This window comes from Paenibacillus sp. FSL P2-0089, assembly GCF_038595095.1.
GTDB lineage: Bacteria > Bacillota > Bacilli > Paenibacillales > Paenibacillaceae > Paenibacillus_AQ > Paenibacillus_AQ silagei.
On sequence record NZ_CP152006.1, the window covers coordinates 3550651 to 3564234 of the forward strand.

At 55.3% G+C, this 13584-nt stretch carries 13 protein-coding genes; all 13 read left to right on the forward strand.

Annotated elements, in window-relative coordinates; all coding sequences use genetic code 11:
• The first annotated feature begins 97 nt into the window (after positions 1-97).
• The 13 genes from NST69_RS14630 to NST69_RS14690 all read left to right on the forward strand — a co-directional run bounded on the left by NST69_RS14630 (position 98) and on the right by NST69_RS14690 (position 13362).
• Positions 98-649, forward strand: a complete 552-nt coding sequence (locus NST69_RS14630; protein ID WP_209870832.1) for a biotin transporter BioY — start codon at positions 98-100, stop codon at positions 647-649.
• Positions 650-656: 7 nt separating this feature from the next.
• Positions 657-2147 (forward strand): AMP-binding protein, encoded by a 1491-nt coding sequence (locus tag NST69_RS14635; RefSeq protein WP_342549815.1) that lies wholly within the window; start codon positions 657-659, stop codon positions 2145-2147.
• Positions 2144-2986, forward strand: coding sequence for an energy-coupling factor transporter ATPase (locus tag NST69_RS14640; protein ID WP_342549817.1), 843 nt, complete (start codon positions 2144-2146; stop codon positions 2984-2986). The genes NST69_RS14635 and NST69_RS14640 overlap by 4 nt, the downstream gene beginning before the upstream one ends.
• Entirely contained in the window at positions 2962-3810 is an 849-nt protein-coding gene (locus NST69_RS14645) for an ATP-binding cassette domain-containing protein (RefSeq protein WP_342549819.1), read from the forward strand. The genes NST69_RS14640 and NST69_RS14645 overlap by 25 nt, the downstream gene beginning before the upstream one ends.
• Positions 3811-3813: 3 nt before the next feature.
• Positions 3814-4566 (forward strand): energy-coupling factor transporter transmembrane protein EcfT, encoded by a 753-nt coding sequence (locus tag NST69_RS14650; protein ID WP_342549821.1) that lies wholly within the window; start codon positions 3814-3816, stop codon positions 4564-4566.
• Between the two features lie 11 nt (positions 4567-4577).
• On the forward strand, positions 4578-5777 hold the full coding sequence (locus NST69_RS14655) for a phosphoenolpyruvate hydrolase family protein (RefSeq protein WP_342549822.1): 1200 nt from the start codon (positions 4578-4580) through the stop codon (positions 5775-5777).
• A 74-nt stretch (positions 5778-5851) separates the two neighbouring features.
• On the forward strand, positions 5852-7069 hold the full coding sequence (locus tag NST69_RS14660) for a Tm-1-like ATP-binding domain-containing protein (protein WP_342549825.1): 1218 nt from the start codon (positions 5852-5854) through the stop codon (positions 7067-7069).
• Positions 7070-7094: 25 nt separating this feature from the next.
• Positions 7095-7925: a phosphoenolpyruvate hydrolase family protein gene (locus tag NST69_RS14665; RefSeq protein WP_342549827.1), complete on the forward strand. Its 831-nt coding sequence runs from the start codon at positions 7095-7097 to the stop codon at positions 7923-7925.
• Positions 7926-8321: 396 nt separating this feature from the next.
• Positions 8322-9740, forward strand: coding sequence for a DKNYY domain-containing protein (locus tag NST69_RS14670; RefSeq protein ID WP_342549829.1), 1419 nt, complete (start codon positions 8322-8324; stop codon positions 9738-9740).
• Between the two features lie 158 nt (positions 9741-9898).
• Positions 9899-11281, forward strand: a complete 1383-nt coding sequence (locus tag NST69_RS14675) for a NosD domain-containing protein (protein WP_342549831.1) — start codon at positions 9899-9901, stop codon at positions 11279-11281.
• Positions 11278-11826 carry a nitrous oxide reductase accessory protein NosL gene (locus tag NST69_RS14680; RefSeq protein ID WP_339314275.1) on the forward strand — a complete coding sequence of 183 codons (549 nt, stop codon included), beginning with the start codon at positions 11278-11280 and terminating at the stop codon, positions 11824-11826. The genes NST69_RS14675 and NST69_RS14680 overlap by 4 nt, the downstream gene beginning before the upstream one ends.
• Before the next feature lie 2 nt (positions 11827-11828).
• Positions 11829-12650: an ABC transporter permease gene (locus tag NST69_RS14685; protein ID WP_342550177.1), complete on the forward strand. Its 822-nt coding sequence runs from the start codon at positions 11829-11831 to the stop codon at positions 12648-12650.
• On the forward strand, positions 12643-13362 hold the full coding sequence (locus tag NST69_RS14690; RefSeq protein ID WP_342549832.1) for an ABC transporter ATP-binding protein: 720 nt from the start codon (positions 12643-12645) through the stop codon (positions 13360-13362). The genes NST69_RS14685 and NST69_RS14690 overlap by 8 nt, the downstream gene beginning before the upstream one ends.
• Positions 13363-13584 lie beyond the last annotated feature (222 nt).

Sequence of the window (13584 nt, forward strand, 5' to 3'; positions counted from 1 at the left end):
AATGGAGGCGTCCTCCACTATAATTCAGCTTGTTGGCTGGACTCCTTGACCGGAAGGCCGCCCAATTCCTGTATCTTATCTTGTGGAGGTTATTGAATTGAGAATCAAAGAGTTGGTCTATGCGGCCTTATTCGCCGCGCTTATCGCGGTGCTGGGCTTGGTTCCGCCCGTATCGCTAGGCATTATTCCTGTACCTGTCACTGCCCAGACGCTTGGCGTCATGCTGGCCGGCTGTTTTCTGGGCTGGCGGACAGGTGCACTCAGCCTGATCATTTTTCTTATCCTTATCGCTTTAGGCTTACCGGTATTACCAGGCGGACGCGGCGGGCTGGCCATACTCGTTGGACCGACAGCAGGCTATCTGTTCAGCTGGCCGCTGGCCGCCGGGCTGATCGGCTGGTTCGCTGAAGCGGTCTGGCCGAAGCTCCGGGCCTGGAAGCTGTTCGCCGTTAATCTGATCTTTGGCGTTCTGCTCGTTAATCTAATCGGCGCTTCGACCATGGCCTGGATTACGAATACTCCGCTCTGGACCGGACTTGCCGGGTCTGCGGCTTTTCTGCCCGGAGATCTGATCAAGGCTCTGCTGGCCGCTGTCATCACCATGCAGCTCCGGGCGTTCAGTCCGGTTGAGGAGAAGAGGGGGGCGTGAGATTCCGGTGAATCTGGCAGAACACATTCTGGAACGTGCCGCACTCGTCCCTCACCGTATTGCAATTTCAGATGGACACGAAGACTGTACCTATGAGCAGCTCGCAAAGCGGGTTCAACAGGTTGCCAGCGGTCTGCGGCAGGGCGGACACACGAATCAGACCGTTGCGCTTCTATCCGGTAACCGCATGGAATTCGCCGAATTTGTCCTGGGTGCTAACTATGCAGGCTGTACTCCCGTACTGCTGGACCCGAAATGGTCTCTAGCAGAGCTGGAGCAGGTCATCCGGCAATGCGATCCCGGGCTAATTGTAAGTGAAGTATGCTTCGCAGCTGATCTGACTGGTCGTTACAGCGGAATTCCTCAGCTATATTTCGGCAGGGGACAGGTCTCCGGCAGCTATGAGGCTTGGGCGGCAGGCTTCGGGCCGGAGGCTGAAGCCGCAGATAGCCCTGAACTGCTGTTCATCGGGTATACCTCAGGTACCACAGGTGTCCCTAAGGGGTACATGCGGACCCATCAGTCGTGGTTCAGCAGCTTGGAGGCTACAGAGAAGGCGTTCAGCCTGAACCGGATGCAGCATGTGCTTGCCCCCGGGCCGTTCGTGCATTCGCTGTCGCTGTTCGCCCTGCTGCAATCCCTGTACAGCAGAGCCACGTTCCATCTCCTTCCGGAATTCGATGCAGAGCGCGTGCTCACCCTGTGCTGCCGCGTACCGGATATGATTCTGTTCGTTGTGCCCGCTATGACCGAGGCGTTATTGCGCCAAGCGGAGTCAAGCAACGCCGAGGTGTCCATCCAGGCCTTGATTAGCTCCGGCGGCAAATGGCCTGTGTCTTCAATACCTAAGTGCCACGAGAGGTTCAACGGGGTTAGGCTCTACGAGTATTACGGCTCCTCTGAAGCCAGCTACATCAGCTATCTGGAGCTTACCGGAGCGGAGCCGCAGGACTCTCTGGGCCAGCCGTTCAGCGGTGTAGAGCTATTGATCTGCGATGAACAGTTCCGCGAGGTTCCTCAAGGCACAGTGGGGGAGCTATATATCCGCAGCGATATGATCTTCTCCGGATATCATCTCCTGCCGGAAGAGACGGCGCGGGTATTCCGGGACGGCTGGCTGCGCACAGGGGATTACGTATATCAGGACCGGCAGATGCATCTGCGCCTGGCCGGACGCGCGGGCAGTATGATCAAGAGCGGGGGGCTCAAGGTGTTCCCGGAAGAAGTGGAGGCAGTACTGCTTCGCCATCCGAATATCCGGGAGGCGATGGTGTTCGGCATACCGGATGAACGCTGGGGGGAGCAGGTAACGTTACTGATACAGTGGCAGGGTCAGGAACGGCTTACGCTCGATGAGATCAGGAAGTATTGCCGCCCCTATCTGGCGAGCTATAAGCTGCCTAAGCAGCTGATTAACGTAGAGGGATTCAGCTACACGGGTTCCGGCAAAATCGCCCGCCAGCTCATGAAGAGCCGCGCGGTAGAGGGGTTGACATGAAGAAGGCCGTGCAGGAAGAAGTTTCGCCCATACTCGTTTTTGACCAGGTCGATTTTGCTTACCGGAGAGGGCAGCCGGTTCTCCGTCAGCTCAGCTTTGACATACGCCAAGGCGAATTCGTTGCCATCATCGGCGCGAATGGCAGCGGCAAATCCACCATCGCCAAGCTAATGAACGGATTGCTGCTGCCAAGAGCCGGAGAGGTGAGGCTGGGAGCGCTGAGTACCTCGAAGCGCCAGAATCTCGTAAGCATCCGCGAGCAGGCCGGACTGGTCTTCCAGAATCCTGACGATCAGTTCATTACGGCTTCCGTGCTGGATGAGGTGGTCTTCGGGCTGGAGAATCTGCGCGTCCAGAGAACCAAGATGTTCGGCAGGGCAACCCGTGCACTGCAAGCCGTTCACATGGAAGACTATATGGACGCCGCTCCGCATCAGCTGTCGGGCGGGCAGAAGCAGCGGGTTGCAGTGGCGGCCGTTCTGGCAATGGAGCCCTCCATCCTCATCCTGGATGAAGCCACCTCAATGCTTGATCCGCAGGGCAGGCAGGACCTTCTTCAGGTGATGCACACGCTTCACCGGCAAGGGCTGACGATCATCCACATTACCCATCATATGGATGAGATTCTGCATTCAGACCGCGTGCTGCTGCTTAGCCGGGGAGAGCTGGCTTTTGACGGGACGCCCTCCGGCTTGTTCAGCAGTGTAAGCATGACGGAGCATCAGCTTGCGCCTCCTTTTGCCGTAAGATTATTTCAGGCGCTCGGGCTGGACGCTCCGCTGCATGCAGAATGGAAGGAGACGATCAGAACCTTATGGTCTACGCATTGCAGGATGTAAGTGTGAAGATGAACGGGCGGGACATTCTTGAATCCGTAAGCTGCACACTCCAGGAGGGAAAATGGATTTCGGTGATCGGTCAGTCCGGGGCCGGAAAATCCACCCTCGCCAAAATATTCAAGGGTCTGCTCCCGATCCATAAGGGTGAATATACGTATCGTCAGCAGCCATTACCAAGAGATCAGCAAGGCAGGCTGAAGGCCGTTCCGCACATCGGTTATGTCTTTCAGTATCCTGAGCAGCAGCTGTTTGCGGCAACGGTGTATCAGGAGCTGGCTTTTGCGCTTAGTATGAGGGGGGAATCCCGGGCGAACGTGGAGCAGGCGATCAAGCAGGTTATGGAACAGATGGGCCTACCCGCAGCCCTGCTTCAGCAGCATCCCTTACAGCTCAGCGGGGGAATTAAGCGGCTTGTGGCTATCGCTTCTGTGCTGATGGCCGGGCCGGAGCTGCTTATTCTGGATGAACCGACCGCAGGACTTGATCCCGGGAACAAGAACGACTTGCTCAGAAGGCTAAAAAAGTGGCAGGAGGAGAACAAGCGGACCGTGCTGTTCCTGTCGCATCAGCTGGAGGATGTTGCCGAATACTCGGATGAGGTGATGGTTATGGCGCAGGGCCGGTTGTTAGGACATTGGGAGGTCAACGAACTGTTCCTTAAGCATGCGGAGTGCATGGAGCAAGCGGGTCTGCCTGTACCGGAGCCGATTCAGCTTTTGAGAATCATCGAGGAATGTTCTGGAGAGAAGCACCAGCCTGCAAGCTGCAGGGAAGCGGAGATTTTCCGAATGGTGAATGCTATCTGGCAGGCAAAGGGTCTCTGAGTGATGACGGATAAAATTGTACTCGGGCAGTATGTCCCCTCAGACTCTGTCATCCACCGGCTTGATCCGCGAACGAAGCTGCTCCTCCTTGTTGCCTTCACAATGGGCAGTATGCACCTCCAGGCGCCCTCCGGATATATTGCAGCGACAGTCCTCTCCGGGGGGCAGGTCCTATTATCAAGAATCCCTCTTCGTATGCTCTTACGGGCATTGCGGCCGCTTCTGTTCATCCTGCTGCTGCCAATGCTCTATCATCTCCTGTTCAACCAGGAAGGGATCAGGAATGAACTCTTCGCACTCTGGCGGATTCTGCTGCTGGTCTCGCTTGCTCTCATCCTGACATTAACGACGAAACCGCTCGATCTGGCCAAAGGTCTGGAACAGCTCTGCAAGCCGTTAACCCGTCTGGGCGTTCCGGTAGAAGCGCTGGCCTTGACGGTCATGCTGGCTATTCGTTTTATCCCCACTATTACCGAGGAGCTGGACCGCATTCTTGTGGCGCAACAGGCCAGAGGGTATGATATCAAGGATACCAAAGGCTTTAACCGGATACAGGCTTACAGCCAATTAGTGATTCCGCTGCTCGTCACCACCCTTGCGCGGGCGGAGCAGCTGGCGATGACGATTGAGGCAAGGGCTTACGGGAACGGGAAGGGACGGACTTCCTATCGGGTGCTGAACTATGCACGGATGGATTATGCAGCCGGCGGGATTATGCTTGCGTATGTTCTGCTGGGAATTCTGCTAGAGAGATGAGGAGATAGAGCTTGAACAGAACAGCCATACTGGAGCGGCTTCAGTTAGAGCTGCGCGAAGGCAACCATATTATCGGCGTCTCGACAGGCACGGGAATTACAGCCAAGGTTGCCGCTGACAGCGGAGCAGACTTCATTCTAATGCTGAACTCCGGCAAGTTCCGGCAGATGGGGAGAAGCTCGCTGGCGGGGTTCCTGCCCTTCTGCAACAGTAATGAAATGGTGATGGATTTTGCCTCGAAGGAGATTGTGCCGCTGGTTAGAGACACTCCGGTGCTGTTCGGGCTGAATGCGAATGATCCAACGAGAGAAATGTCCCTGTATATAGAAGAGATTAAGGCCAGAGGCTTCGCGGGAGTGAATAATTATCCGACGGTCGGCCTGATCGACGGGGTGTTCAGAGAGGCACTGGAGGAAGACGGCATCAGCTATGACAGGGAGGTGGAGGCTATACGTCTGGCTCATCAGCAGGAGCTGTTCACGGTGGCCTTCGTCTTCGACGAAGCCCAGGCGGTCCAGATGGCAGAGGCGGGAGCGGATGTGATCTGTGTGCATCTCGGCCTAACCGTAGGCGGATTGCTGGGGGCACGGAAGGTGGTCTCGCTGGAAGCTGCCAAGGCGAAGGCGCTGCGTATTCTCACTGCCTGCGGAGAGGTTAAGCCTGAAGTCATTAAGATGATCTACGGCGGTCCGGTCAAGACTCCGGTTGACGTCCAGTATATGTACAGCAGCAACACGCAGATTATGGGCTACATTGGCGGCTCTGCCTTTGAACGGATTCCCTCCGAGCAATCGATTACAGCCATAACCCGCGATTTCAAGCGCCTGGGCAAGCTGGATGAGGATGATCTCATGGTCAAAATGCTCAGCGGCATCACCCGGCATTACGATTACGTAGAATTCGTCAAAGAGTATGTCGCCCAGAATTACAGCGAGGAAGTAGTGTTCGCGGATCTGGCCAAGGTGGCGCATGTGTCGCGCAGTTATTTGAGCAGTTTGTTTAAAAAGGAGGTAGGGTGCAGCTTCCAGAACTATCTGGTCGGCTTCCGTATGCAAAAGGCTGCCATCCTGCTCCAGGCCCCGCATCTGCAATTATCCGAGGTGTCCACAATGGTCGGCTACCCCGACTATGCCCAGTTCAGCAGAATGTTCAAAAAGCTGATGGGCAGCTCGCCCAAGCAGTACAAATCTAACCTAAACACAAAAACATAGAACATAAAAGCGTTTTCATCCATAAAAATGCCCGGTATGATGAATCTATGATTCGTATACGAGGAGGCCACAGAATGAAGACGATCGCCATAGCTGGAACGTTTGATACGAAGGGTGAGGAGTATCTGTACATCAAGCAGCTTGCAGAGGAGCTGGGCCTCAGAGCCCTGATGATCCATACCGGTGTATTCGAGCCAGCCTTTCAACCCGATGTGTCTAACCGGGAGGTCGCATCCGCCGCAGGTGTGGAGCTGGACGAGCTTGCCGCGAAGAAGGACCGGGCGTTAGCTACAGAGGTCTTGTCCAAGGGGCTGGAGAAGCTTGTTCCCCGGTTATACCAGGAGGGCAAATTTGACGGCATCATATCCTTCGGGGGCACCGGCGGAACTTCACTGGTTGCCCCAGCCATGAGAGCCTTGCCGATCGGCGTACCGAAGGTGCTGGTATCCACGGTTGCCTCCGGAAATACCGCCCCCTATGTCGGGACCAGCGATATTATGATGATTCCGTCTGTCGTGGATGTCTCAGGCCTCAATTCGATCTCGACGAGAATATTCAGCAATGCGATGTTTGCCATCGCGGGCATGCTCCTGTTCGAAGCAGACTATGAACCGGAGAAAAAGCCGCTGGTCGCAGCCACTATGTTCGGAGTGACCACGCCGTGTGTGACCGAAGCGCGCAAATACCTGGAGGAGCGCGGCTACGAGGTGCTGGTATTCCATGCTACCGGAATCGGCGGACAATCGATGGAGGCGCTGATCGAAGCGGGCTTCATTGAAGGGGTGCTGGACTTAACCACCACCGAATGGGCAGATGAACTGATCGGCGGCGTCTTGAACGCAGGACCGCACCGCCTGGAGGCCGCAGGCCGCAACCGCATTCCGCAGGTCGTCTCGGTGGGGGCCCTGGACATGTGCAACTTCGGCCCGGCGGATACCGTACCGGAGAAGTTCAAGGATCGCAAATTCTATCATCATAATCCTACAGTCACCCTGATGCGGACGACCGTGGAAGAGAATGAACAGCTCGGCAGGAAGCTCGCCGAGAAGCTCAATATGGCAACGGAGAGTACAGTGCTTATGCTGCCGCTTGGCGGTATTTCGGCGATTGATGTGGAGGGTCAGCCCTTCTACGGCCCTGAAGAGGACCGGATGCTGTTCGATACCCTGCGCCGGCAGGTGGACCGCTCAAGGGTTGAACTGATCGACATGGACGAGGCGATCAACGATCCGGTCTTTGCCGGGGCGGCAGCCCAGAAGCTGATTGATCTCATGCAGGCCGCGAAGGCCTGAACCCCACAATAAGGAGGAGCTGCTAATGAATAAGCAGACCAGAGCTGAGATTATGGACAGATTCAAGCAAGAGGTGAAGGCGGGTAAGATTCTTCTTGGTGTCGGGGCAGGCACGGGGATTACCGCCAAGAGTAGTGAGGCAGGCGGAGCCGATATGCTGATTGTGTACAATTCCGGGCGTTACAGAATGGCAGGACGCGGTTCACTGGCAGGCTTGCTGTCGTATGGGGACGCCAATCAGATTGTGGTGGAGATGGGCTCGGAGGTGCTGCCTGTCGTCAAGGATACACCCGTTCTGGCAGGGGTATGCGGCACCGACCCGTTCCGGGTGATGGAGGTATTCCTGAAGCAGCTGAAGGAGCAGGGCTTCAGCGGTGTGCAGAATTTCCCAACAGTGGGTCTGATCGATGGCGTATTCCGCCAGAATCTGGAGGAGACCGGGATGGGCTACGGCCTTGAGGTCGAAATGATCCGCATCGCCCATGAGCTGGATATGCTGACGACCCCGTATGTGTTCGACCCTGAACAGGCACGGGCCATGGCAGAGGCGGGTGCAGATATTCTGGTCGCCCACATGGGCCTCACCACCAAGGGCACCATCGGCGCAGTAACCGCGTTGACCCTGGACGATTGTGTAGAGCGTATCGAGGCGATTATCGAAGCCGGATGGGCGGTCAACCCGGAGATTATGATTATCTGCCACGGCGGCCCGATTGCCGAGCCGGAGGATGCGGCTTATGTCATTCAGCGGACGAAGGGCATCCATGGATTCTTCGGCGCATCGAGCATAGAGCGCTTCGCGGCGGAGCAGGGAATTACCCGCCAGACCGAGTCGTTCAAAGCAATTCAGCAATAAGCAAGAGGATAGAATCAGTGACCACAGCCCGGCTTCCGCCGGTTGTGGTCTTTTTTATTTTCTGCGGAGAAGGTGTGTGTGAGGGAGCCATCTCCATGCTCCGTAGTCCGTAACATTTTAGAGAAATCCTGCAAAATATGCAACAATGCTGGCCAATAGAAGCCCCTTACGCTGAAATCCTGCATGAAATGCAACAAAGTCAGCGTTAAGTTGCAATAAACACCGGAATTCCTGCAAATGATGCAACAATGTAGCGTAACCCATAACATTTTTAGAGAAATCCTGCAAAATGTGCAACAATGCGATCCACACCATATGTAGAATGGATGTGGTTAATTTATAGAAGGGACTACTGTTGTATGATAGACAAAACGAAGGGTAAGGAGTGGATGATATATGACCAATAGTTTGTTCATAACCGAAGATGCACATGTTCTGCTGAAGCAGGAAGCAGGAGACGCTCTGCTGCTTAAGGGCGGCATTACCAGTGAGGGCTTCGCGGTCATTCATGCCTTTCATCGCGGCTGGCTGCCGTTCGGGTATCTGCAGGATGTCCGGGGGGTATGGTGGTTTGACGGACGTAAGAATAAAGTCACCTTTGTCAGCGGGGACACTAGTGCCTTCCGAGTTCTGGATAATGACTATGGACTGGATACGCTGCATGTCTATTTGGAGAACAAGCAGATCCCGGGAGCAGACCCTGAGACCTTTAAGCTTCTGGAGGGCTCACCGTATTTCGCTAAGGACAAGCACCGTCTGTATGTGAAGAACGTTGACCGGTTTCATACCTGGGAGGATATCGATGTGGAGACAGCGGTGGCACATATGGACTATTGCATGGACAAGGACCATGTGTTGCATCTGTATCAATCCTTATCTTATGCCAACAGCAGCAAGTCCGGGCTGGCCCCCCAGCTGCGGGATGCTTATCCGAGTGTGTACGGCTGGTGGCATGCCAGCTATGACAAGCCAGAGGCCGGAGCCAATCGGATTCAGGGAAATTGGTTCAAGACAGACCTGGCCGTCTTCTACGCTTCCGAGAGCGGTGCTGCCGGAAGGACAGGGACGCACCAGGTCTTCAATCTGGTGAGAGGGGCAGATCCGGTAACGTTTAAGGTGCTGGATGACGAGTATGGACAAGATGCGCAAGGAGTCTACTGTACCTGGAGGCGGGCCCGGGCAGCGGATGTACAGACCTTCGAGGCCCTCGGGGGCCTGTTCGGAAGGGATGCGCAGAACGTCTTTTATAACGGATATGCGGTTGCCGGAGCAGACCCGGCCAGCTTCACTGTATTGATGCCGGCAGGCAGCCAGGGGCTGTCCAAAGACAAGCGCCAGGTCTATCATGCCCGGTTCGGCCGTACCTTCCAGCCGTTCGGTCACCCGGATTATATTCTGGAGCCGCTACCTGGAGCCGATCCGGGGAGCTTCACAGTCTTATCAGAGAATGGAAGCTGGGCGGTTGACCGGGAGAGGGTGTACCAGTGGGGAGATCCGGCCAGGAAGCTGGACCGTGACAGCTTCGTTTATCTGTTCGATCACGGCCCGGAGAGCTGGGCGGCAGACAAGCACGGACTGTACAATGCCAACGGCCGCCGCACGGTGAAGGGGATTGACGGCGAAAGCTTCCGTATGCTGAATTCATTCTGGGGCAAGGATGATCATGAGGTGTTCTGCTTCAGGACAGGAGGCGTGCAGCGCGCTGCGGACGCGGTTACCTTCCGGGTGACAGACAATGACGGCGGTGCAGAAGACGCCCGATTCATCTATACAGTTACGGATAACAATACGATTAAGAAGACGAAGAAGAAATGATCGGCCAAGACACTTAATCACATTTTAGACACATTTTTTGTCCGGGATAGCTAAAATGGGCTATGGTCATCAGATCTCCTTTTACCTACAATGGGAGCGTTATCATTACACGGCTATAAGCTTGAATCGGGAACATTACTACATCGAGGGAGTGAACAATGCTAATCTCACAAGGCTTTCGTCCATCCCGTAGTACCAAAGTAAGAGCTGTACTGCTGGCAGGCTTGTTCATGATATGCCTGTTCTTCTGCTCCTCCAATCATGGCACCATTGTAAGCGCAGACACCAGCACCGGAGTCCTTCCGCTCCAGCCCATCATCGACTCAGCCCGTGAGGGAGATCTCATCACCCTGGCTCCAGGAGCCTATTCCGGTCCGGTCCGGCTGGATAAGCGAGTGACGATTAACGGTAACGGCGAGGCGATTCTGCTGCATACGGCAAAGGACGAGCAGGCGGCGGTGCTGATCACGGCAGACGGTGTAAGGCTTGAGAATCTGAAGATTCAGCAGAATAACGACGGGGAAGCGGCGGCTGTACGCGTTGAAGCGGACAGGGTCACCCTGAAGGGGCTGGTCATTCATTCGGCAGGGTTCGGCATACTGCTTCGTGAAGCCGATAGCGGGGTGATCTCGGACAATACAATAAGCTGGTTCATCCCCACAGGAGAAGCACCGGGAACGAGAGGCAATGGGATCGATCTCTATAACTCTCACGGCGCTGTGATCCGGGGCAACGACATCGCTTATCTGCGGGATGGCATCTATCTGGAGAACAGCCGCAATACGGTGGTGGACCAGAACAAGCTTACTTATCTGCGGTACGGGGTCCACTGCATGTATATCAATGGCTCGAAGGTCACTAACAACACCGGTGAATACAACATTACCGGCGCGATGGTGATGGGCGTAACCGATGTGGTGGTGTCGGGGAACTCTTTCCGCAAGCAGAGCCGGAATGTGCATTCACAGGGGATTCTGCTCTACGATGTAAGGAATTCCGCGATTATAAACAACCGGGTGGAAGGCAACCGGGTGGGGATTTACATGCAGCAGTCCTCGGATAACAAGCTGCAGCAGAATCTGGTGCTCCGCAACTATATCGGCGTGCAGTTCGAGAATGCAGAGGGCAACCGCTTTGAGCGTAACGGGTTTGTTGCGAACGTCATTGAGGCCCAGGCCACAGGCAGCAGGGACAATGAGATGAACGGGAATTACTGGGACGCCTTTGGCGGACTGGATCTCACGGGGGATGGGGTCAGCGACCTGAAGTATGCGATCAACCCCTTCTATCAGCAATTGGTTGCGGGGAATGCAGCGTATCAGCTGTTTTTCCAGTCACCGGGGATGACCTTCCTGAGCGATATGTACACCGGCGGTTCGGCAGGGTGGTCCACCGATTCAGCGCCGCTCATGCAGCTTGAGGCAGGTACGGTTAGCCCGGATCAGGCGGCAGGGGGACAGGGCACGGTCATGGTAGCGGGCTGGCTGCTGCTGTTCCTGTCCGTAATTACAATCATATACTTGGGGGTACTGCGATTATGAAACGATGGAGTCTGGTCTTGATGGTAGCAATGAGTCTGGTGATCCTCGCGGCCTGCGGACAGAAGAAATACGAACCGGTAGCGATTAATGAAGACGTCGATATCTGTGTGGTCTGCAATATGCAGGTGAAGGATGATGCTTTCGCTACTCAGCTAACGACCAAGGACGGCAAGAATTACAAGTTCGATGATATCGGCTGTATGAATGAGTGGAAAAAGAGCAACGGCACGGAGCAGATCGGCATGGATTATGTCCGCGACTATAACGACAAGAGCTGGGTTGAATTCAGCAAGGCGAGCTATGTGTATGACGCTTCTCTGCGTACGCCGATGGCTTATGGAGTGATCAGCTTCAAGGACAAGGCGGCAGCAGAAGCATTCGTGAAGGAGCAGGCGCTAGGCACTGTACTAACCGCCGGAGAGCTGGCCTCCCATGAATGGAAGCAGAACAAGGATATGATGAACATGGACATGCAGAGCGGGGAAGGTCATATGGAGGAGCATAGCTCAGAGGAAGGTACGCATTCCGAAGAGACGGATATGTGAGTATGGCTGACATCCTGCATATTGCCCGCAGAGAGCTTAAGATCGGCTTCCGCAACCCGTGGGCCTATTCCTTCCTGGCCTTATTCTGTACCTTCAGTCTCGGGCTGCTGCTGATCCATGCGAATAACGCGGTGGAAGGCTATACTGCGGTTACGGGCTCCATGCTGAGCCTGATTCTGTATCTGTTGCCGCTGATGACGTTATTTCTGGGCTCCTTCTCGCTGACCTCGGAACAAGAAGACGGAAGCTGGCAGCTCTTATCCACCTATCCCATTGGAACCTTATCCTTCGTACTGGGAAAATATACCGGTCTGGCCGCTGTCCTGCTGACGATTGTAGCGTTTGGTTACGGGCTGATGGGGCTGGTCAGCGGCCTGCTCGGGATGGCTTTTGCGGCGGATACTTACTTCCTGTTCCTGGCCTTCTCGGCAGGTCTGGTCTTGCTGTTCCTGACACTCGCCCTCTTCATCGGCTCGTTATCCCGCAACCGCTGGCAGGCCTTGACGATCTCTGTAGCGGTCTGGTTCTTCGCGGTGATCGGCTGGCCGACATTCCTGATCGCAGGCCTCGGGCTGCTCCCGTATCTCTGGATCAAGCCAGCGCTGATTGTGCTCACGATGCTTAATCCGGCTGAGCTGGTGCGCCTGTTCGTGGTGGTGAAGCTGGGCGGAGGTTCGGTCCTGGGGCCGGAATATTATCAGTGGGTGGAATGGATTAGCCGTCCGGGCGGCAGTCTGCTGTTCCTCGGAGTCTGCGCTGCCTGGGTGCTGCTGTCCATCTTAGCGGTATATTGGATCTGGGAGAGGGGGCGTTCCCGTGGATAATCCGCTAATTCAGGTGAAAGAGATTACCAAGCTCATAGGGCGGCAAACACTGGTCGAAGAGATCAGCTTCCAGGTTCCAGGCGGCAGCATACTTGCCCTGTGCGGCGGGAATGGGGCCGGCAAAAGCACGGTGCTGCGGATGGTAGCTGGCATTCTACAGCCGACTTCAGGCGAAATTACGGTAAACGGGCTGAAGTGGAAGCAATCCCGCAAGCGCTTTTCCATGCAGATCGGCTATATGCCGGATGATTATCAGTTCAGCCACGGGCTGTCTGCGGAAGAGCTGCTGAATTTCTGGGCGGCACTGCGCCGGATTCCCAGACGCAAACAGCGGGTAGAGGAGGTGCTGGCTCTAGTCGGACTTGCGGATAAGCGCAACAGCCTGGTGACCACCTTCTCCAAGGGGATGCGTCAGCGCGTCCTGTTCGCGCAAGCGCTGCTGGCGAAGCCGCCGCTCCTGATTATGGATGAGCCGACTAACGGGCTGGACCCGTTCTGGATGAACGAATTCGTGAAGCTGCTGCAGGACATCCGGGAAGAGGGGCATACGGTCCTCTTTTCCACTCATCAGCTGGAGATTGCGGATCGGGTGGCCGATCAGATTGTCTTCTTGAATCAGGGCAAGCATGTGGGGTCAGGCACTACGGCAGAGATCCGGGCAGAGTTCGGTTCGCTGTACGCCGCCTTTCACCACAGTCTGGGGCTGGGATGAAGCTGCGCCGGATCGTTACTCTGCTGATTATTGCTGCTGCCTTTGCTGCCGGAATCGGCCGGAGCTGAATAATGAAGGGGATATTCTATTCTAACTACAGCCTCCGCCTGCCGGGAAAATGCTTCCGGTGCAGGCGGAGGCTGTTTTGCGGGCATAAAAAGAAAAATTATTTCTTTTTTTAATTTATTTTAGGAAAAATACTTCATTTAATTAAAATTTCTG

What these genes read in the sequence shown, in the direction of transcription:
- NST69_RS14640 (WP_342549817.1), top strand. Translation starts at nt 2,144, where the DNA reads ATGAAGAAGGCCGTGCAGGAAGAAGTTTCGCCCATACTCGTTTTTGAC.
- NST69_RS14645 (WP_342549819.1), top strand. Translation starts at nt 2,962, where the DNA reads ATGGTCTACGCATTGCAGGATGTAAGTGTGAAGATGAACGGGCGGGAC.
- NST69_RS14650 (WP_342549821.1), top strand. Translation starts at nt 3,814, where the DNA reads ATGACGGATAAAATTGTACTCGGGCAGTATGTCCCCTCAGACTCTGTC.
- NST69_RS14660 (WP_342549825.1), top strand. Translation starts at nt 5,852, where the DNA reads ATGAAGACGATCGCCATAGCTGGAACGTTTGATACGAAGGGTGAGGAG.
- NST69_RS14665 (WP_342549827.1), top strand. Translation starts at nt 7,095, where the DNA reads ATGAATAAGCAGACCAGAGCTGAGATTATGGACAGATTCAAGCAAGAG.
- NST69_RS14670 (WP_342549829.1), top strand. Translation starts at nt 8,322, where the DNA reads ATGACCAATAGTTTGTTCATAACCGAAGATGCACATGTTCTGCTGAAG.
- NST69_RS14675 (WP_342549831.1), top strand. Translation starts at nt 9,899, where the DNA reads ATGCTAATCTCACAAGGCTTTCGTCCATCCCGTAGTACCAAAGTAAGA.
- NST69_RS14680 (WP_339314275.1), top strand. Translation starts at nt 11,278, where the DNA reads ATGAAACGATGGAGTCTGGTCTTGATGGTAGCAATGAGTCTGGTGATC.
- NST69_RS14685 (WP_342550177.1), top strand. Translation starts at nt 11,829, where the DNA reads ATGGCTGACATCCTGCATATTGCCCGCAGAGAGCTTAAGATCGGCTTC.